This window comes from Anaerocolumna sp. AGMB13025 (assembly GCF_029689925.1).
GTDB lineage: Bacteria > Bacillota > Clostridia > Lachnospirales > Lachnospiraceae > Anaerocolumna.
The window spans coordinates 1,161,575-1,181,217 of sequence record NZ_CP121445.1; the positions used below are offsets into that span (position 1 = coordinate 1,161,575).

The window sequence follows — 19,643 nt, forward strand, 5'->3', positions numbered from 1 at the left end:
TTGCAAATACTAAACGAAAGAAAGGATGAAAACAATGAGTTTATTAGAAGAATGGAGAGATTATGCATACTCTCTTGATACAAATCAAAAAGAAGGACAGCTTTTCTGGGCTAACTATTTTAATATTGAACAAGGAATCTATGAAAGATTACTAGCAGACCCGGAGACAGTTGTAGAAGGTACTGTAGAAGAGCTGGCTTCCAGATATGGGACAAGCTTATCCATTATGGTAGGTTTTCTTGATGGTATTAATGACAGTTTAAAGAAACAAAACCCCATTGAAGAGATGGAGGCGTCTACTGTAGTAAACCTTGGATTTGATAAAGAAAAGTTATATTATAATATGGTGGAAGCAAAGGCTGATTGGCTATACGAATTACCTGTTTGGGACAGTCTTTTATCAGAAGAAAAAAGAAAAGAATTATACTGGGAACAAAAGAAATCAAATACCATAGTAAAAGAAAAGAAGATTGGAAGAAATGATCCATGTCCTTGCGGAAGTGGAAAAAAATATAAAAAGTGCTGTGGAGCGACTGCGTAAGCTAAGTCGAGCAGAATCGGGCTGCCTCATGTTATTACATTAGACTTAAGATTAGAAACATGAAGGCAGTTCTATTCCACGCATCAGAACACGGCAGTATCTTGTATCCTGTAAAAACTATGTACGTAGGTCTTTCAAACTTTCAGCTAACTTTTCCTGCTTGTACAACAAGTATCTGGCATAATTTTTAATTTCATTGGTGTTTACCTTATTTAATCTTTTATATAAAATAAAAAAATCAGCGGTGTCATTATCCAAATCTTCGCTTCCTATACGTAACGTATTATCTGTAACTCCTAACATATAATCACTCGAAACATTAAAATAATCAGATAATGAAATTAACTTATCAAAAGATGGCTCATTACGTTTGGATTCATAGTTAGAAATAGCGGTAGACTTTAATCCAATAACGGCGGCCAATTCGCCTTGGGTTAATTTGTATTTTTGTCTTAAGTGCTTTAACCGATTGCTAAAATCCATGAATAATCCTCCTATAGTTATCTATACATACCAATGAGAAATTATAAAATAATTATATAACAGCTTGGAAGATAGTGTCAACAAAAAAGTATATTTTATAACCATTTATTAGAAATAAATTGTACTATATGAACAAATAATCCTGTGAAAATGAATGCGGTTCTATAGAACTTGACAAAATATATAGTAAGAAATGCTTCGAAGAAAAAAATGGGTCGGACACAATAGATTAAAGCGATATCAGCGGAATGGGAGTATATAATGAGAAAAAGGGACATGTATATTAACAGGAACAAATCCAGTTATAAAGGCTTTTATAACCACAACGGAAAGGGCAAACGAAAAGGTATGTTCGTAGCAGTTACTGCCATGGTTCTGATTGTTGTATTGGCTTTAAGTACCTTTTATTTTACCAAGGGAAGATTTTTGATTCAGGAGGAAGCCCGTAAAACAAGGCAGGAAAATAGTCAGAATCATAACAATGCAAATTTTAACGGGAACAATACTTTATCTACCGAGGAAAAGAACGATCAGTCAGCAAATTCTCAAAATAACGTCAGCAAGATAGCCTCCAAAGAAGGACAAACAGAGAATAATCTTCAAAGCAAAACTACCAATAGCAGAAACACTCAGGATGGAAATTCTCAAGGCGGAAATTCTCAAGACGGAAACACGCAAGACAAAAATACTCAAGACGGAAACACCCAGAACGGAGTTCTTCCATACGATAACAATAATAATCAAAATAATATCCCAAGTTCCACCGGAGCAGATGGGAATACAACTGATATGCAGGAAGTCTTCCAGAACGGAACTGCCCGGACACGGTTACCAAGGAAAGTAAAAGGGATATATGTCACCGGTCCAAGAGCAGGCAAAGAAAGTTATATGAAAGACCTGATAGAACTTGTGGATACCACAGAATTAAATGCCATGGTTATCGATATTAAGAATGACAACGGTGAGATCACTTATAAAATGGATCTGCCGCAAGTCAAGGATATGGGTGCGGATGTTAATTACATCAGTAATATCGAGCAGTTGATAGCCGATTTAAAAGCCAAAGATATCTATCTGATTGCCAGAATCGTTGCCTTTAAAGACCCAATCTTAGCGAAAAACAGACCGGACTTAAGCCTTAAGAAAAAAGACGGCAGTATATTTTATGATAAAAGCGGTCTATCCTGGGTCAATCCCTATAAAAAAGAAGTATGGGAGTATCTGGTATCGGTAGCAAAAGAAGCCGCTTTACTTGGATTTGATGAAATACAATTTGACTATATCCGTTTCTCTACCGATTCCGGCATGAAGGAAGTAAACTTTGGCAAGGAAGCCAAAGGAAAAAGCAAAATGGAGACCATCACGGAATTTACGAAATATGCCTGTGAGAACTTAAAACCTTTGGGGGTATATGTATCCGCCGATGTTTATGGAACCATAATTGACAGTAAAGTAGATGCCAAGATAGTAGGACAGGATTATAAAGAAATGGCAAAATACCTGGATTATATCTGCCCCATGATTTACCCCTCCCATTATCAGGATGGCTCATACGGTATCAAGCATCCAGATTTAAATCCTTATGATTTAATCTTAAGTGCCTTGGATAAATCTCAAACCGAGTTAAAAGAATCAGATAACACCAACCAGGCCATAGTCCGTTCCTGGCTTCAGGATTTCACCGCCACCTGGCTCGACAACCATAAATCCTACGGACCAAAAGAAATCCGCGACCAAATCAAAGCCGTGTACGATGCCGGTTATGACGAATGGATCTTATGGAACGGCAATAATAACTATACCAAAGAAGGGTTAGAGAAAGAATAAAATTTTTGAAGTAATAAAACACAACCTCTATTTCATACTTTACAGCCATTGCATATCCCAGGCTGGTCTAGGATACCGAAAGCTTAAAACCCAAAAACTTAAAAATACGAAACCTAAAAACTTGATTAAATCAGCCCAAAAACCTGAATTAAAAGAATGGAGTAGGATAACTTGGCTTTCAATAGCGCGTTATTTGCCGTCTCTAAATTCACTTATGACTTTTTCATGTGGTTTAGAGTAAAATCACACTGTCTGACGAGCAAAACGAGGTGTTTGTGACTTTTTACTCTTGCTTTACCACATAAAAAAGTCATTAGAGAATTACAGACGGGGAATACGAAGCTTATGAAAGCCAAGTTATCCTACTCCATCTTTGTCATAACCCTGAGGCTGATTTATCAAGCTCCCCTTCTATCACTTTTTTAGGTTATAAAAACTTAATTTGACTTGCCCTTAAAATAGGGTAATAATAGAAATAAAATAAAAAAAATAAAAAATCTGCAAGATTATAAAAAAAACTGGGTATAAGTAATCGAGCATATAGGAAGGAGGCTTATAACTTGAAAGATGAGGCAATAATAAATCTGATTTATGAGCACAATGAATCAGGTTTATTGAAATTAGCTGAGAAGTATGAAAAGCTTTTATACCATATAGCTGCCGGCATCTTGGGCAGCCGTTCACGGGATATAGAGGAGTGTATCAATGATACATACTTAAAACTGTGGAATCATATCGAACGGTATGATATGGAAAAGGCTTCTCTAAAAACTTATCTTAAAGTTATCGTTAGAAATACCGCAATCAATAAACTCAGAGATTTAAGTAAAAGAGAAGAACGTGAGCTTCCTGAAGATATATCTGAACTAGCAGGATATTATATTGACCATAAGCAAAGTGTGGAAGGGCAGGTGTTTTTAAAAGAAAATATACAGGCATTAAATGAAATAATCAGACGGTTAAATAAAAAAGACCATGAATTAGTGATACGAAGATATTTTTATTTGCAATCCTCAAAAGACATCGCAGCAGCAATGAAGATGACCGTTACAGCCGTTGACAGCAGATTATCAAGGCTTAGGAATAAAATGAAACAGGATTATGAGAAGGAAATACCTTTAAACACGGAAGGGAGCAAGTTATGAACGAACTATTATTAATTGATATGATGAGTGAGCTGGATCCGGCATTGCTTGAAGATGATTATATTGAAAAAGATATGAAGCAGGGAAAAGTACCCTTCTATAAATTGTTATTTAACTTTAGGAGGACTCCGAAACAGTCATCTGAGTTCCCAGTTAAAAGCCCTCTTCTGGAAGATTCCGGCACTTCTTATAACGATATGGTAATTGCAGAAGATATCAATACCTCTGACCTGATGAAAGACACTGCTGAAACAGAGGAAATAGAGAAGGAATGGGGATTTAGCATCAGCATATTTAAAAAGAAAGTCCATAATCTATTTAAAATTGTTTCTGGAATAGCAGCAACTATCATAGTTGTAATCAGTATTATCGTAATACTGCTAAGACGTCATAAGAGTGGAATGAAACTCCATTCAAAAAAGATTCAAATAATATATTAAACTTCGCTTCATATAAATAAAGTTTACATTATGCCTATTACATTGGAATAATGGCAAAAATTAATTCAAAAGAAAATATGAAAATATAAAACAATATGTAAAAATTTTTAGATTATCCTTAAGTAAATTCAAAAATAAATACATTAATAAATACAAAAATGAATACAAAATAAATACCAAAATAAATACAAAGATAATTACTAAATAAAACAAAAACAAATTCGAAAATCATAAGGAGATAACAATCATGTTAGAAAACTTAAAGGAAGTTATTGCAGAACAATTAAATGTAGATAAAAGCGAAATTACGGAAAGCACATCATTTAAAGAGGACTTAGGAGCAGATTCCTTAGATTTATTTGAACTTGTTATGGCTTTGGAAGAAAAATATGATATCGAAATCCCTTCTGAGGACCTAAACAGCCTGGGAACCGTAGAAGCAGTTATGGAGTATTTAAAAGACAAAGGTGTTGAATAATTAGAAATCGAGGATGTATTCATGAAGACGAGAATATGTGATTTATTAAAAATAGAGTACCCAATCGTTCAGGGCGGTATGGCCTGGGTAGCGGAACACCATCTTGCGGCAGCAGTGTCTAATGCAGGGGGTCTTGGAATTATAGCTGCCGGTAATGCACCTGCTGATCATGTGAGGGAGGAAATCAGAAAAGCAAAGGCTTTAACGGATAAACCCTTTGGTGTCAACATTATGTTACTAAGCCCTCATGCCTCAGAGGTGGCCAAAGTTGTAGTTGAGGAAAAAGTCGCTGTAGTGACCACAGGCGCAGGAAATCCGGAAAGCTACATACCTATGTGGAAAGAGGCCGGAATCATAATAATACCGGTTGTTGCTTCGGTTGCTCTGGCTAAGAGAATGGAAAAATACGGTGCCGATGCGGTAGTAGCAGAAGGCTGTGAAGCAGGCGGACACATAGGAGAATTAACGACTATGGCACTGATACCCCAGATTGTGGATGCGGTAACGATTCCTGTCATCGCAGCCGGCGGAATTGGTGATGGCAGAGGACTTGCGGCAGTATTTATGTTAGGAGCAGAAGCCGGACAGATTGGAACCAGATTTGTAGTATCCCATGAATCAATTGTTCATGCTAATTATAAAAAGAGAATCATTTCCTCCAAAGACATTGATTCAGCAGTTACCGGACGTTCCACCGGACATCCGGTGCGTTCCATAAGGAATAACATGACCAGGAACTATCTGAAACTGGAGCAGGAAGGCAAAAGCTTTGAGGAATTAGAACTTCTTACACTTGGTTCCTTAAGAAAAGCCGTAGTAGAAGGTGATATTATTGAAGGCTCCGTTATGGCAGGACAGATCGCCGGTCTGATTTCAAAAGAACAGTCCTGTAAAGAAATCATTGAAGAAGTTGTACAAGAAGCGGAAGGATTAATGAAAAACTTCCGTTTTTAAGCCATATTTCTGAAAGAAGAGGATAGAAAAGATAATGGGTAAAACAGCATTTATATTCCCCGGACAAGGCGCGCAATATATCGGTATGGGTAAGGATTTCTATGAAAGATATGAAGATTCCAAACAAGTCTTTGAGGAAGCCTCCCAGATACTTGGAATTGATATGGCAGCCCTTGTGTTTGAAGAAAATGACAAGATAAATATCACAGAGTACACCCAGATTGCTATGGTTACTACTTGTATGGCAATCCTTGCACAGGTTGAAAAATCCGGTATTAAACCGGAGCTCCAGGCTGGCTTAAGCCTTGGTGAATATCCAGCCTTAATGGCAAGCGGTGTGTTAAGTTTTTCAGAAGGCATCAAAGTCGTCAGACAGAGAGGAATCTTAATGCAGGAGGCAGTAGCCCCAGGAGCAGGCGCAATGTCTGCGGTTTTAGGCATGGAGAATGCATTAATAGAAAAAATCTGTGAAGAAACAGAAGGAATTGTAACAGTTGCCAATTATAACTGCCCAGGTCAGCTTGTAATCTCCGGTGAAAAACATGCGGTGGCGGCAGCAAGTGAAGCGTTACTTAATAATGGTGCCAAAAGAGTAATTCCACTTAACGTGAGCGGTCCTTTCCATTCACCTATGTTAAAGGAAGCCGGAGATAAACTCTATGAAGTGTTAAACAGTGTTCAGATTAATGACCCGGTAACACCATATACAGCCAATGTGAATGCAGAAATAATAAACAATAAAGAAGAAATACAAACACTTTTGGCGAAACAAGTATATTCCTCCGTAAAATGGCAGCAAAGTGTGGAACATATGATAGCAAACGGAGTGGATACCTTTATTGAAATCGGTCCTGGTAAAACCTTATCTGGTTTTATTAAGAAAATTGACAGATCCTTAAAAGTAATTAATATTGAAAAAGTAGAAGATTTGGATAAGTTACAGGAGGTTACAGCATGCTAGAGAATAAGGTTGCAATCGTAACCGGTGCCAGCCGGGGAATCGGCAGAGCTATCGCCCTTACCCTTGCACGCTATGGCGCTAAAGTGGTAGTGAATTACTGCGGCTCAAAAGAGAAAGCAGAAGAAGTTGTAGAGCTGATCAAAAAGGATGGCGGCAGCGGAGCTGCCTATCAGGCCGATATTTCTGATTTTTTAGCGGTACAGCAGATGTTCGCCGATGTAGTAAAGGAATTTGGCAGAGTTGACATCTTAGTAAATAATGCAGGAATTACAAGAGATAATTTAATCCTTAAGATGACGGAAGAGGAATTTGATACGGTTATCGATACGAATTTAAAAGGTGTATTCAACTGTTTAAAACAAGCCTCCCGCCTTATGTTAAAGCAAAAAAGCGGTAGAATTATCAATATTTCTTCCATATCCGGAGTAATCGGCAATGCCGGTCAGGTAAATTACAGTGCTGCAAAAGCAGGTGTAATCGGAATGACAAAATCCCTTGCAAAAGAATTAGGCTCTAGAGGAATTACTGTCAATGCCATAGCGCCAGGTTACATTAATACGGATATGACAGCTGTTTTAAAGGACGATTTAAAGGAGAAGGTAACAGAATTAATACCTCTTAAGCGATTAGGTGAAGTAGAAGATATTGCCGAAACTGCTGCCTTTTTAGCTTCTGATAAAGCATCCTATATAACCGGTCAGACCATTCAGGTAGACGGCGGTCTTGGTATCTGAATTACCGGATCATAATGAAAACACAACACAACATTAATATAAAATACAGGAGTAAGTAACTTCATTATAGGAGGATTACAAATATGAAGAGAGTAGTAGTTACTGGTATGGGTATCATTTCCCCCATTGGAAATGATATTGACACCTTTTGGAATAGCATCAAAGAAACAAAGAATGTATTTAAGCCTATCACTTATTTTGACACTACGGACTATAAGGTTAAACTTGCAGCTCAGGTAGAAGATTTTGCTCCTGAGAAGTATATGGATCCAAAGGCAGCCAAAAGAATGGAAACCTTCTGCCAGTTTGCAGTAGCAGCTTCAGCACAGGCAATTGAAAATGCAGGACTGGATCTGAACACAGAAGATCTGACAAGAATCGGTGTATCAGTTGGATCTGGTATCGGAAGTCTTCAGGCGATTGAAAGGGAACACCAGAAGCTGTTGGATAAGGGACCAAAAAGGATTGCTCCGTTATTAGTACCCTTAATGATATCCAATATGGCAGCAGGCAATGTAGCAATTACCTTTGGATTAAAAGGAAAATGTACCAATATTGTAACTGCCTGTGCAACCGGAACCCACTCTATCGGAGATGCCTGCCGCTACATTCAGTGTAACGAAGCAGACGTTATGATAGCAGGCGGAACAGAGGCAGCCATAACCCCTATCGGTGTTGCAGGATTTTCAGCTTTAACAGCTATGACTACCTCAACGGATCCAGCCAGAGCCTCCATTCCCTTTGATAAAGAAAGAAATGGATTTGTAATGGGTGAAGGCGCCGGTGTTGTAGTTTTGGAATCTTTGGAACACGCATTAAACAGAGGAGCTACTATCTTAGCAGAAATCGGTGGTTATGGTGCGACCTGTGATGCCTTCCATATCACGTCTCCCAGTGAAGACGGAGAAGGTGCTGCAAGAGCAATGCTGCTGGCAGTTAAGGAAGCCGGAATCAAACCCGAAGAAGTGGATTATGTCAATGCCCATGGAACCAGTACCCATCACAATGATTTATTTGAAACCCGCTCCATTAAGATGGCTTTTGGAGATCATGCTTATAAGTTAAATGTAAGTTCCACGAAATCCATGACCGGTCATATGCTTGGAGCAGCAGGAGCAGTAGAATTCATAACTTGTGTAAAATCAATCATGCATGATTATATCCATGCAACAGCCGGCTATGAAATCCCGGATGAAGAGCTGGATTTAGATTATACAAAAGAAGCAGTAACCGGTAAACCTGTGAACTATGCGATCAGCAATTCCATGGGCTTTGGCGGACACAACGGAAGTTTGTTAGTTAAGAAATTCTTAGGTTAGGAGATAATTTGCTATGGAAATGGAAAACATTATTAAGCTTATTCAAACAGTATCTGAGTCTTCATTAACATCTTTTAAGTATACCGAAGGGGACAGCAGCCTGTCCTTAGAAATCAACCGTAACCCGGTATACCCACAAACGCCTGAAATCCAGGTAAACACCGTAGTAACCAGCGGAAAGAAAGAAGAGGAAAACTCAGATGCCGGTAAATTAACGGTTACGTCACCTATGGTGGGAACTTTCTATGCAGCAAAATCGGAAGGCAGCGACCCTTATATCACAGTCGGTGATGTAATTAAGAAGGGGCAGATTATCGGTATTGTAGAAGCTATGAAATTAATGAATGAAATTGAATCTGCTTACGACGGTGTAGTCGAAGCAATACTTGTAAAAAATAAAGATATGATTGAATATGGTCAGGCTTTAGTAAGAATCAGACCGTTATAAAAAAATCTACGGACAAATTACCCGAAGAAAACACAGCAGATTTTCAGTATGTTAGGAGCAGGAAAATGTTAAATATAAACGAAATAAAAGAAATAATCCCTCAAAGAAGTCCTTTTTTATTAATTGACCGTATCGATGAATTAGAACCAGGCAAACGTGCCGTTGGACGCAAATGTGTATCCTATAACGAACCGTTTTTTCTGGGACATTTTCCGGATGAACCTGTTATGCCGGGAGTGCTGGTGATCGAAGCATTAGCTCAGGTAGGCGCCGTAGTTTGTTTATCTCTTGAAGAAAACAAGGGAAAAAATTCCTATTTTGGCGGAATCAATAAGGCCAGATTCCGTAATAAAATCGTACCTGGTGATGTACTCACCCTGGAAGTTGAGTTAGTAAAGAAAAAAGGTAATATTGGCGTGGCCAATGCCAAAGCATATGACGGAGATAAGATTTTTGCTGAAGCGGAATTGACTTTTGCTATAGGTTAATATATTAGTAATGTAAAGATGGGAGCACCAACTATGATTAAAAAAGTTTTAATAGCCAATCGTGGAGAGATTGCTGTCCGTATCATCCGTGCCTGTAGGGAAATGGGTATCAGCACGGTTGCTATTTGCTCTGATATAGATAAAGAAGCCCTGCATGCGCAGCTTGCTGATGAAACGGTATGTATTGGTCCCATGTCTTCGAAAGACAGTTATTTAAGAATGGACCGGATTCTAAGCGCAACCCTTGCAACCGGCGCAGATGCGATTCACCCCGGATTTGGATTTTTATCTGAAAACAGTAAATTTGCCGACTTATGCCGCAAATGCAATATTACCTTCATTGGACCTTCTGCCGAAGTCATTGACCGTATGGGAAATAAGTCAGAAGCCAGAAAAACTATGATGGAAGCTGGTGTGCCCGTTGTCCCTGGAACGAAGGAGCCGGTCTTTACACCGGAAGAAGGGAAAAGAATAGCCGATGGGATGGGATATCCGGTTATGATAAAGGCTTCTGCCGGTGGCGGCGGTAAAGGAATGCGAATCGTTAATACCGAAGAGGAATTTATCCATCTTTTTGAAACTGCCAGCCAGGAAGCAAAGAACTCCTTTGGTGATGACACCATGTATATTGAAAAATATATTAAAGGAGCAAGACATATTGAATTTCAGATATTGGCAGACAATTACGGTAATGTGATTCATTTGGGAGAAAGAGACTGTTCAATTCAAAGAAGACATCAGAAGATGATAGAAGAGGCCCCCTCCCTTGTTATAGATGATAAATTAAGAAAGCTTATGGGCGACACGGCAGTGAAAGCTGCGAAAGCCGCAAGATATTGCAATGCCGGAACCATAGAATTCATTTTAGATCAGGATAATAACTTTTATTTTATCGAAATGAATACCAGAATACAGGTAGAACATGGCGTAACCGAAATGGTCACCGGTATCGATTTAATACGGGAACAAATTAAAATTGCCAGTGGTGACAAACTATCCTTAACCCAGGAAGAAGTAACCATTACGGGTCACTCCATCGAATGCCGTATTAATGCTGAGAATCCCAGCAAAAACTTTATGCCTTCACCTGGACTTGTAACCAGCCTTCATATGCCTGGCGGTAATGGAGTCCGTATTGATTCGGCACTTTATGCAGGTTATAAGGTACCGGCAGCCTATGACTCCCTGATTGTTAAACTAATGGTCCATGATGCCACCCGTGATTTAGCCATTAAGAAGATGCGGGGTGTGCTGGGGGAATTGGTCATTGAAGGTATTGACACTAATATTGATTTTCAGTATCAGATCATCAATCACGAGGATTATATAAAAGGAAAAACGGATACCGGATTTGTGGAACGGATATTATCCGAAAAGGAGGCCTGAACCTGAATGCTTAATTTTAAAAAGAATCCCAGTATGTCCGGACTAAAGCAGGCCCATCTGGGAGAAAAGATAAAAGACTCCTTAGATGAAGCCCAGATTCCTGACGGTTTATTTGAAAAATGCGAAAAATGCAATGAAATCATATATACGGAGGATGTAGTAGCCAATTACTATATCTGTCCAAATTGCGGTAATTACTTCCGAATCAGTCCCAGAACCAGAATCAGCATGATACTGGATAAGGGCAGCTTTACCGAGTGGGATACGGAACTTGAAATCAGTGATCCCCTTAACTTTCCGGGATATAAATCCAAACTGGAATTAATGAAACTGGTAACGAACCTGGATGAAGCCGTTATTACCGGAGAAGGTAAAATTGATGATACCAAAGTAGCCATTGGCGTTATGGCCTCTAACTTCTTAATGGGCAGTATGGGGCAAGTAGTCGGCGAAAAGATTACCAGAATGATTGAAAAGGCGACTACGCAAAAACTTCCAGTAATCATTTTCTGCTGCTCGGGAGGTGCTAGAATGCAGGAAGGAATCATATCCTTAATGCAGATGGCTAAAACGTCCCAGGCACTGAAAAAACATGATGAAGCCGGGCTGTTATATGTATCTGTATTAACGGATCCTACTACCGGCGGTGTTATGGCCAGTTTTGCAATGCTTGGGGATGTCATTCTTGCTGAGCCCGGCGCCTTGATTGGGTTTGCCGGTCCCAGAGTAATTGAACAGACCATTGGGCAGCGTCTGCCGGAAGGATTCCAGAGAGCAGAATTTTTATTGGAACATGGATTTATTGATAAAATAGTAAAACGTAATAAATTAAAGCAGACCTTGTCCATGTTGGTAAAGAGTTAATTACAGGTTAATACCGGATAATAGTAGTCAATGGTTTGTGTAATATTTCTTATTTGAAACTGCGGAATATGAAATATCATAGACACAATAAATCTTTGGCATAATTTTAATATACTGATTTTTAAGGTACTGTTTTCGGTTTCTTACCAGGTGAAGGAAAATATAGATAGGAAAGGAAGCCACTTCTTCTTTCACTTAAGATTATTTGTGGCAGTACCGCGGATTACAGTTGCGGTACTCAAGGGTAGAGCTATGTCAGATTTAACTGCGTGGGATCGGGTTCAGATTGCAAGAAGCACCACCAGACCAACCAGTCTGGACTTTATCAGTGCAATCTTTAATAAATTCATGGAACTCCACGGTGACCGTGTATCCCATGATGATGGTGCGATCGTTGCCGGTCTTGCATCGATTGATGATATTACGGTTACTGTTATCGGTCAGCAAAAGGGTCGAAACATCAAACAGAATATAAAGAGAAACTATGGTATGCCTAATCCGGATGGCTACCGCAAAGCTCTTCGGTTAATGAAACAGGCCGAAAAATTCGGACGCCCTATTGTCTGTTTTATTGATACACCCGGTGCATTCTGCGGTATTGAAGCAGAAGAAAGGGGTCAGGGAGAAGCCATTGCCAGAAATCTCTATGAGATGTCAGGTATTAAAGTACCCATCCTTTCCATTGTTATCGGAGAAGGAGGAAGCGGAGGTGCTCTTGCCTTAGGTGTAGCAAACGAAGTATGGATGCTAGAGAATGCAACCTATTCCATCTTATCGCCGGAAGGATTTGCCTCTATACTTTGGAAAGACAGTAAGAGAGCCAATGAGGCTGCCGAAGTAATGAAAATAACAGCCGCTGACTTACAGGATTTAAAGATTGTAGAGCGCATAATACCCGAATGTGAGGCATTGTGTGTAGATACCATGGAATCCGTGGCTTGTCAGATCAGGACCGATATCGTTGATTTTATTAATCGTTACAGAGCAAAAACCAAGGATGAAATTGTAGACGCGCGTTACGAAAGATTCCGTAATATGTAATCCTAATGATAAAGTCTGGATAAAAGTTAAAAGTAATTATTAGTTAATAGTGATAAGTAGTTAATTGTTGTAGTAATTAATAGTTAATAGTAATAAGTAGTTAATAGTTATGGTAAAAAGTAGTTAATAGTTGTAGTAATAAGTAATTAATTGTTTTAGTCATAAATAGTTAATAGGAATAGTTATAAATAGCGGGATATGTAAAATACAATTCATAATCTTATACTTCAAAGCAGTCAGTAGTATCTTTATAATTGATTGCCAAAAGAAAAGAATATCTTGATTGTTATTTTATATTTCCCGCTATTTTATTTAGTATCTTTTGTTAGTAAGCGTTTATAACAAGCATCTAAAAGGGCTGTACCAAGAGGAGAAGTAATCATTGTGACTGTTTAGTCTGGGGTTTACATTCCGAAAGTTTTGCGGAATACCTTGGGATTATAACCGGAATAATGTTTAAAAAAGTTTGAAAAGGAACTTAAATCCTCAAAACCGACTAAAAGCATAAGTTCAGAAACCGGAAGGCTGGTATTTTCAAGAAGGGCTTTGGCTCGTTCCATTCTGAGTTTATTGATATAATTAAGAGGTGTTGTACCCATCCTGGATTTAAACAGTCTAATAAAATAATTCGGATGCATATGCATTCTGCCGGATAAATCGTCCAGGGTCAGGCGGATGTGGAGATTATCGTTAATATAGGAAATTAACGAATAAAACTCAGGATGATTTTCTTCATACAGCGTTACTTGATTACAGTCTGAAAGTGAGATGTAATCAGATAACAGAGATAATATGCCTGCTTTTAGCCGAAAAGCAGAAGCCAGAGTATTTTCTCTTGCCTGGTCAAAAATATCTAAAAAATGTTTCACAACTTCCCTGTCATCTTTAATATCGATATAGTAAGGAAGATTTAAGTTCTGGGTCAATTGATTATCCCAGGCTTTCACTTCAAAGTGTATCCAGTATTTCGTTACAAAGTTATCGTTAATGTGGTAAAAGGAATGCCTGGTCTGGGAAGGAATGAAAAACATCCTTCCTTTATGACCGTGATAAGCCTTTCCCTCTATTATGAGCTCACACTCTCCATCCGTGATAAAATATATCTTACAGAAAGGACACAGGATATTATTTTCCCTCCAGTTACTTCCGCAGTGGGTAAGACTGCCGTAATAGTAATCAATATAGAGATTGGAAAAATACTTAGAATAATTCGTATCCAAAGCTGCCTCCTTTATGAAAATATGGTTAATTATTTTCAAGTTTATGTTTGTATTTCTTATTACAAAATCATTATAACGATGATAAACTATCCTTGTCAATGATGGTTATGACAGTAAGAGAGATTAGACATAAAGAGTGATTAAACAAAACTTTAGAGTAACAAAACTTGATTTGAGAGTCAAAAGCCTAATTTAGGTTGTAAAATGAATAACCCGGTATATATATTCATTTTGTCTACCTTACCTTCCTGCGGCATGTCCTTTGTAGAGCCTCATAGATGCAAAAAGCATCGCACTGCTCAGCTTTTTGCTGAGTCTCTAGTCGGACATAAACAACCTTGTCAGCCGGTCTACGACAAAATGAATATATATACCGGGTTATTCATTAATTAAGTTTTTTGAGGCTTTTGACTCTCAAATCAAAACTTTAGAGTAACAAAACCTTAGAGTAACAAAACCATAGAGTAATAAAGCCATTGAATAACAAAACCATAAAGTAACAAAACCACAAGTGATGCAATAGGCGATAATGAAAAGTTTATGAAGAAAAGGAGAAGGATACGATGACATTATACGAAGAAAGAGAGAGAAGAACCGAATGGTTTAAAGAGGCACGTTTTGGAATGTTCCTCCACTGGGGGCTTTATGCAATTCCTGCGAGGGGTGAGTGGGTAAAAAGTACGGAAAAGATAACAACTAAGGAGTATAATAAGTATTTTGAAGAATTTGACCCGGTTCGGTATAATCCCAGGGAGTGGGCGAAATGTGCAAAAGAAGCAGGAATGAAATATGCAGTATTAACAACAAAACACCACGACGGTTTTTGCCTGTTTGATTCCGCTTATACCGATTATAAAAGCACCAATACCAAGTGCAGGCGGGATCTGGTAAGTGAGTATGTGGAGGCATTCAGAGAGGAAGGAATAAAAATCGGCTTTTATTATTCCCTTCTGGACTGGCACCATCCGGATTATCCACATTATGGAGACAGACAGCATCCGATGAGGGATAATGAAGAGTTTAAAGGAGTAAAACATAACTGGGAGAACTATATCACATACTTTCACAATCAGGTAAGAGAACTTCTAACGAACTATGGCAAGATTGATTTAATATGGTTTGACTTCTCCTATGACAATGAAAAACTTGCCGGTACAGAGTTTGAACATATGTCAGGTCAAACCTGGAGAGCCACTGAGCTGGTCACAATGATGAGAAAGCTTCAGCCGGATATTATCATTGATAACCGATTGGGCGGAGATGCCAGAAAAGAAGACCCGGATCTCCATTCTGGAGATTTCGTTTCACCGGAATGCATGATGCCTTCAACGGGAGAATTGGATGTGCTTGGACGCCCCGTGCCCTGGGAATTATGTCTTACCCTCAATGAAAACTGGGGTTATGCCAAGAATAAGCCCTGGGATTATAAAACTACGGAAAATGTCCTTCATATGCTTGTAGAATGCGTCAGTAAAAACGGTAATATGCTCATTAACGTTGGTCCAAATGCCAAAGGGGAATTTCCGAAAGACAGCCTTAGAATCCTTAAAGAAATTGGGGAATGGATGCGGATAAACGGGGAAAGTATCTACGGATGTGGTATAAGCGACATAAATAAACCGGAATGGGGCAGATATACCCAAAAGGGTAAAATGCTATATGCTCATATCTACGACAGGCGTGTAGGTGCGTTCAGACTAGAAGGTCTGGAAGGAAAACTGAAAAAAGCACGTATATTGGAAGATGGCGCAGAATTAAAACTGGTCCGCCCCTGGAATGGAGCTGAATATCCGGAGGATGCCTATGTTGAACTGGATATTGCAGGGTTATATGATGAGAGAGATACCGTTCTTGAACTGGAACTGCTGTAAGTAAAACAGTAAACAAAAACGTAAATGAAGCTGTAATAAAAGCCATAATAAAAGCCATAAATGAAGCTGCAATAAAAGCCATAAATGAAGCTGTAATAAAAGCATAAATGAAGCCGTAATAAAAGCCGTAAATGAAGCTGTATTTAAAGCCGTAAATGAAACTGTAATTTAAAGCTGTAATTAATACTGTAATAGATAGTACTCTTTTTCGTTGTACTCATGAATGAAAAACCATAATGAAATATCAAAACTTTTGATAAGACAATTTATCAGAAGATGATATGACATTATGGTTTTTCTGTCTTTTTCACTTATAGAGTAACTTTTATACCGTCATAGTTTTTAGCATTTATTTACCAAGCTTTAGTTTAATAAATTTCACAAATTCGTCCCCACTGGTTTCAAAACCGTCTTTTTTAAGATAAAAAGCTTTATCCCCCTGATACAGATAAATATAATTCTTATATTCTTTGATATCAGTAACCTGCAGATAAGGATATTTGGAGATGAACTGAATACCGGATAAGGTGAAATAATCCTCATAAAATGTAAATACTGCCTCTTTGCCTTTATCCTTATCATAAAGCTTCTTGGTCCGGGCTACAAGTTTTTCAATCCGGATTCCCTGATAATACACAAAAACAAATAAAAGTATAATTGCGATGGTACAGCTGATAAAAGCAGAGCCGGTCTGGGACAGCATAGCTAAAATAACAAGAAACAGTATGCCCATGATTACCCAGAGCTTCATATTCTTTATTATTTCATTATAATAGCAAAAATCTTTTATGACTTCATCGGTATATTGTGTGTGATTTACATGTAGTATGGTTTCTTTAATATTTTGTTCTTCTTTTTGTTTCTGCTCCAGATAAAACTTAGTCAGAGCATCGGTTTTGGCTGTCTTCAGCCCTTTTTGCTTTTTAGCTCTGTTCCGGTTCATTATGACAGCAAACACGATAAGAGCAACAATAATCAGGAAAAACGCTGCTAATACGAAGTAAGTTTGCTTTATTTGTTTTTGAACTTCAGCTTTATCCAAGAATTCTGTAAAATGGGTTCCATCAACCAATTCCTTTATAAATGTTTCATCCAAAGACTCGGTGTTGGTTTTCTTATAAGTATCAAAGTTCACCGCATAGCCGTTTACAATGGTTCCGTATATTGTTTCTTTAAAGGGGACACCTTCTTGCTCCATCTCAATTGTGTAATGATAAAAGGGCATCTCAGTCTGAGAATATTTTTCGATAGAGGCTTTAACATTCTTGTCTTCATTAGATACAAAACCGTCTAAAAATTCCTTCAGCTCACCTTCCGAAAGCAGGGACAAATTGAAAATGTCCTTTGATTTACTGGATTGTTTCTGCATCAGTCTTACAGTCACTTTGGTACTTGGATCATATAGTAGGGCTTTGACCCCCATTTCACCAAAGGATTTCTTTTCACTTTTTGGGTCGGTAATTCCTGCTATAGTCCAGGATTCATCTGTATTTGGTGTATCATTCGTTATTATAACCGTATCCTCCGGCGTAGTCAGATTAACATATAAATCCGGGAATTGGGTTTCTTTGGCCTGTACTTTTGTAAAGGGTAAGACAGCCATCAGGAAAACTGCCATACCAAGCAGCCTGATAATTGATTTTTTCTTCATATTACTTTTTATCTCCTTGTTTTTGTAGCTCATTCATTATTTTTTTTCAATCTGATCGATGGGACACGGAAGCATGTCCCGCATTTAATTATCTTACCACGATTTTACATAAGTTTCTACGGTTTTTATCATTGGATTATAAAAATATGATAAACAAAATATAAAAGATATAAGAAGTATAATGTAAAAGAGATTCATAGACTACTTGATTTTGTTCATAGACAGATTAACTTTGTAATTTCCATAGATTAATATCTCATCCAGAAAATCCAACAGCTCTTTTTGATCATGAGTAAAAACGGTTAGCAAATAGCACCCCTCGCCACTGATACGATGAGCTTCATAAACCAGATCATTTAGCTTAATAAATTTACAAAACCCGATATGGTCGGTCGTTTTCATGAATACCGTAATAAAGGCAGTTACGGATAAACCAAGTTTTTCGTTGTTTATTTTAACGGTATAGCCTTCCAGAATTCCAAGCTCATTAAGCTTGGTTATTCTGTTTTTTACCGCCTGTCCCGTAAGATGGACAATATCACCGATTTCCTGCCATTGCATCCTTGAATTAGTCCTTAATAATTGTAGAATCTGGATATCTGTCTGGTCAATCATATGGTTTCATATCCTTTCATAAATCAAGTAAAGGTTTCGTTATTCTTACTCTATGCAAGTATCTTACCGCTTATAATAAATATTATCAATAGTCGGAGGAATCAAAATGAAAATTCAGTTAATACGCCATGCTACCCTTGTACTGACAATGAAAGAAAAAAAGATACTCATCGATCCTATGCTAAATCCAAAGCATACCCTGGAGGCAATTGAACATGTACCCATTACGGATAAAAATCCGCTGGTCGATTTACCTTTTAAGGCTGAGACTATTTTAGATTGTGACGGGATTCTCATAACCCATACCCACAGAGATCATTTCAGCGGTTTAACCCCTGATCAGCTGCCTGATAGGATACCTCTTTTCTGCCAGCCGGAAGATGAAGAGAAAATAAAGGAATCAGGATTTCAAACTGTGATTCCGGTTACAGACTCACTGGAGTGGGAGGGAATTACCCTGACCCGGACGAGAGGAAGACACGGTTATGGGGATATTGCTGCTAAAATGGCTCCAGTATCGGGATTTATCATATCCAGCCACAACGAACCGGTAGTTTATCTGACCGGAGATACTGTTTGGTGTACGTATGTTAAAAATGCCTTACTAAAATATCGACCACAAATTGTTATCGGCTATTGCGGAGAAGCTAAATTTTCCTATGGAAGACCGATAACCTTAAATGCCCAGGATGTCCTATCCATATGCCGTCAAGCACGAAACAGTAAAGTAGTCGCTGTTCATATGGAAGCCTGGAATCATTGCCGGCTGACAAGAAAGGAACTAAGAGAATTTACACGAAAGCACCATATTGATAATAGAGTATATATACCAGAGGATGGGGAATCAATCGAGTTCTATAGCTAAGGCTATGGCAGGAGAGCTATAGCTGACCCTGTGTAAAAAGAGACTTATATACTTGGGTTTATTACACTGATATCATTATTATCTAATTAAAACAAATATTTAATTTGATATATATAAAAACATATTGACATATAACGATTCTATGAATATAATATTAACAGAATATAGCAAATAAACCAGAACACAAAAAGTATGTTGAAAAAGCAACTGCTGTAGGTTGGTTTACGATACGTCCAGGAAGATAAAACGAAAAACATTTATCCTGTCCGTTGATTCGTAAACTCTGGCGAACAGATATGTACTTAATAGGAA

20 protein-coding genes are annotated in these 19,643 nt (G+C 38.1%); 16 read left to right on the plus strand and 4 right to left on the minus strand.

What is annotated here, in order from left to right:
- Nucleotides 1–34 precede the first annotated feature (34 nt).
- Entirely contained in the window at nt 35–541 is a 507-nt protein-coding gene (locus QA584_RS04855) for an SEC-C metal-binding domain-containing protein (RefSeq protein ID WP_278273378.1), read from the plus strand.
- Nucleotides 542–658: 117 nt separating this feature from the next.
- On the opposite strand, the gene QA584_RS04860 is transcribed toward QA584_RS04855, so the two are convergent.
- Entirely contained in the window at nt 659–1,024 is a 366-nt protein-coding gene (locus QA584_RS04860; RefSeq protein WP_278273379.1) for a helix-turn-helix domain-containing protein, read from the minus strand.
- Between the two features lie 261 nt (nt 1,025–1,285).
- Here QA584_RS04860 and QA584_RS04865 point away from each other — a divergent pair, with 261 nt between their 5' ends.
- The 13 genes from QA584_RS04865 to QA584_RS04925 all read left to right on the plus strand — a co-directional run bounded on the left by QA584_RS04865 (nt 1,286) and on the right by QA584_RS04925 (nt 13,109).
- Entirely contained in the window at nt 1,286–2,851 is a 1,566-nt protein-coding gene (locus QA584_RS04865; RefSeq protein WP_278273380.1) for a putative glycoside hydrolase, read from the plus strand.
- 560 nt (nt 2,852–3,411) lie between these two features.
- Nucleotides 3,412–3,996 (plus strand): RNA polymerase sigma factor, encoded by a 585-nt coding sequence (locus QA584_RS04870; RefSeq protein WP_278273381.1) that lies wholly within the window; start codon nt 3,412–3,414, stop codon nt 3,994–3,996.
- Complete coding sequence (locus QA584_RS04875) at nt 3,993–4,436, plus strand: hypothetical protein (RefSeq protein WP_278273382.1); 444 nt, start codon at nt 3,993–3,995, stop codon at nt 4,434–4,436. The genes QA584_RS04870 and QA584_RS04875 overlap by 4 nt, the downstream gene beginning before the upstream one ends.
- A gap of 247 nt (nt 4,437–4,683) precedes the next feature.
- Nucleotides 4,684–4,914, plus strand: coding sequence for an acyl carrier protein (gene acpP, locus QA584_RS04880; RefSeq protein WP_278273383.1), 231 nt, complete (start codon nt 4,684–4,686; stop codon nt 4,912–4,914).
- 21 nt (nt 4,915–4,935) lie between these two features.
- Nucleotides 4,936–5,868 carry an enoyl-[acyl-carrier-protein] reductase FabK gene (gene fabK, locus QA584_RS04885; protein ID WP_278273384.1) on the plus strand — a complete coding sequence of 311 codons (933 nt, stop codon included), beginning with the start codon at nt 4,936–4,938 and terminating at the stop codon, nt 5,866–5,868.
- A 34-nt stretch (nt 5,869–5,902) separates the two neighbouring features.
- Nucleotides 5,903–6,829 (plus strand): ACP S-malonyltransferase, encoded by a 927-nt coding sequence (gene fabD / locus QA584_RS04890; protein WP_278273385.1) that lies wholly within the window; start codon nt 5,903–5,905, stop codon nt 6,827–6,829.
- On the plus strand, nt 6,823–7,563 hold the full coding sequence (gene fabG, locus QA584_RS04895; protein WP_278273386.1) for a 3-oxoacyl-[acyl-carrier-protein] reductase: 741 nt from the start codon (nt 6,823–6,825) through the stop codon (nt 7,561–7,563). The genes fabD and fabG overlap by 7 nt, the downstream gene beginning before the upstream one ends.
- Nucleotides 7,564–7,646: 83 nt before the next feature.
- Entirely contained in the window at nt 7,647–8,882 is a 1,236-nt protein-coding gene (gene fabF / locus QA584_RS04900; protein ID WP_278273387.1) for a beta-ketoacyl-ACP synthase II, read from the plus strand.
- Nucleotides 8,883–8,895: 13 nt separating this feature from the next.
- Nucleotides 8,896–9,330 (plus strand): acetyl-CoA carboxylase biotin carboxyl carrier protein, encoded by a 435-nt coding sequence (gene accB / locus QA584_RS04905; RefSeq protein ID WP_278273388.1) that lies wholly within the window; start codon nt 8,896–8,898, stop codon nt 9,328–9,330.
- 65 nt (nt 9,331–9,395) lie between these two features.
- Nucleotides 9,396–9,818, plus strand: coding sequence for a 3-hydroxyacyl-ACP dehydratase FabZ (gene fabZ / locus QA584_RS04910; RefSeq protein WP_278273389.1), 423 nt, complete (start codon nt 9,396–9,398; stop codon nt 9,816–9,818).
- A gap of 33 nt (nt 9,819–9,851) precedes the next feature.
- Entirely contained in the window at nt 9,852–11,204 is a 1,353-nt protein-coding gene (locus QA584_RS04915; protein ID WP_278273390.1) for an acetyl-CoA carboxylase biotin carboxylase subunit, read from the plus strand.
- A gap of 6 nt (nt 11,205–11,210) precedes the next feature.
- Nucleotides 11,211–12,068: an acetyl-CoA carboxylase, carboxyltransferase subunit beta gene (gene accD / locus QA584_RS04920; RefSeq protein WP_278273391.1), complete on the plus strand. Its 858-nt coding sequence runs from the start codon at nt 11,211–11,213 to the stop codon at nt 12,066–12,068.
- Between the two features lie 252 nt (nt 12,069–12,320).
- A complete protein-coding gene (locus tag QA584_RS04925) occupies nt 12,321–13,109 on the plus strand; it encodes an acetyl-CoA carboxylase carboxyltransferase subunit alpha (RefSeq protein ID WP_442870346.1) in 789 nt (262 codons plus the stop codon).
- A 404-nt stretch (nt 13,110–13,513) separates the two neighbouring features.
- Here QA584_RS04925 and QA584_RS04930 read toward each other — a convergent pair whose 3' ends face one another.
- Nucleotides 13,514–14,329: an AraC family transcriptional regulator gene (locus QA584_RS04930; protein ID WP_278273392.1), complete on the minus strand. Its 816-nt coding sequence runs from the start codon at nt 14,327–14,329 to the stop codon at nt 13,514–13,516.
- A 563-nt stretch (nt 14,330–14,892) separates the two neighbouring features.
- Between QA584_RS04930 and QA584_RS04935 the strand changes: the two genes are divergently transcribed.
- Nucleotides 14,893–16,200, plus strand: coding sequence for an alpha-L-fucosidase (locus QA584_RS04935; protein WP_278273393.1), 1,308 nt, complete (start codon nt 14,893–14,895; stop codon nt 16,198–16,200).
- A 349-nt stretch (nt 16,201–16,549) separates the two neighbouring features.
- On the opposite strand, the gene QA584_RS04940 is transcribed toward QA584_RS04935, so the two are convergent.
- Nucleotides 16,550–17,851: a YcxB family protein gene (locus tag QA584_RS04940; protein ID WP_278273394.1), complete on the minus strand. Its 1,302-nt coding sequence runs from the start codon at nt 17,849–17,851 to the stop codon at nt 16,550–16,552.
- A 201-nt stretch (nt 17,852–18,052) separates the two neighbouring features.
- Nucleotides 18,053–18,466 carry an Lrp/AsnC family transcriptional regulator gene (locus QA584_RS04945; protein ID WP_278273395.1) on the minus strand — a complete coding sequence of 138 codons (414 nt, stop codon included), beginning with the start codon at nt 18,464–18,466 and terminating at the stop codon, nt 18,053–18,055.
- 106 nt (nt 18,467–18,572) lie between these two features.
- Between QA584_RS04945 and QA584_RS04950 the strand changes: the two genes are divergently transcribed.
- A complete protein-coding gene (locus QA584_RS04950) occupies nt 18,573–19,331 on the plus strand; it encodes an MBL fold metallo-hydrolase (protein ID WP_278273396.1) in 759 nt (252 codons plus the stop codon).
- Nucleotides 19,332–19,643 lie beyond the last annotated feature (312 nt).

What these genes read in the sequence shown, in the direction of transcription:
- QA584_RS04855 (WP_278273378.1), top strand. Translation starts at nt 35, where the DNA reads ATGAGTTTATTAGAAGAATGGAGAGATTATGCATACTCTCTTGATACA.
- QA584_RS04860 (WP_278273379.1), bottom strand. Translation starts at nt 1,024, where the DNA reads ATGGATTTTAGCAATCGGTTAAAGCACTTAAGACAAAAATACAAATTA.
- QA584_RS04865 (WP_278273380.1), top strand. Translation starts at nt 1,286, where the DNA reads ATGAGAAAAAGGGACATGTATATTAACAGGAACAAATCCAGTTATAAA.
- QA584_RS04875 (WP_278273382.1), top strand. Translation starts at nt 3,993, where the DNA reads ATGAACGAACTATTATTAATTGATATGATGAGTGAGCTGGATCCGGCA.
- acpP (WP_278273383.1), top strand. Translation starts at nt 4,684, where the DNA reads ATGTTAGAAAACTTAAAGGAAGTTATTGCAGAACAATTAAATGTAGAT.
- fabK (WP_278273384.1), top strand. Translation starts at nt 4,936, where the DNA reads ATGAAGACGAGAATATGTGATTTATTAAAAATAGAGTACCCAATCGTT.
- fabD (WP_278273385.1), top strand. Translation starts at nt 5,903, where the DNA reads ATGGGTAAAACAGCATTTATATTCCCCGGACAAGGCGCGCAATATATC.
- fabG (WP_278273386.1), top strand. Translation starts at nt 6,823, where the DNA reads ATGCTAGAGAATAAGGTTGCAATCGTAACCGGTGCCAGCCGGGGAATC.
- fabF (WP_278273387.1), top strand. Translation starts at nt 7,647, where the DNA reads ATGAAGAGAGTAGTAGTTACTGGTATGGGTATCATTTCCCCCATTGGA.
- accB (WP_278273388.1), top strand. Translation starts at nt 8,896, where the DNA reads ATGGAAATGGAAAACATTATTAAGCTTATTCAAACAGTATCTGAGTCT.
- fabZ (WP_278273389.1), top strand. Translation starts at nt 9,396, where the DNA reads ATGTTAAATATAAACGAAATAAAAGAAATAATCCCTCAAAGAAGTCCT.
- QA584_RS04915 (WP_278273390.1), top strand. Translation starts at nt 9,852, where the DNA reads ATGATTAAAAAAGTTTTAATAGCCAATCGTGGAGAGATTGCTGTCCGT.
- accD (WP_278273391.1), top strand. Translation starts at nt 11,211, where the DNA reads ATGCTTAATTTTAAAAAGAATCCCAGTATGTCCGGACTAAAGCAGGCC.
- QA584_RS04925 (WP_442870346.1), top strand. Translation starts at nt 12,321, where the DNA reads ATGTCAGATTTAACTGCGTGGGATCGGGTTCAGATTGCAAGAAGCACC.
- QA584_RS04935 (WP_278273393.1), top strand. Translation starts at nt 14,893, where the DNA reads ATGACATTATACGAAGAAAGAGAGAGAAGAACCGAATGGTTTAAAGAG.
- QA584_RS04940 (WP_278273394.1), bottom strand. Translation starts at nt 17,851, where the DNA reads ATGAAGAAAAAATCAATTATCAGGCTGCTTGGTATGGCAGTTTTCCTG.
- QA584_RS04945 (WP_278273395.1), bottom strand. Translation starts at nt 18,466, where the DNA reads ATGATTGACCAGACAGATATCCAGATTCTACAATTATTAAGGACTAAT.
- QA584_RS04950 (WP_278273396.1), top strand. Translation starts at nt 18,573, where the DNA reads ATGAAAATTCAGTTAATACGCCATGCTACCCTTGTACTGACAATGAAA.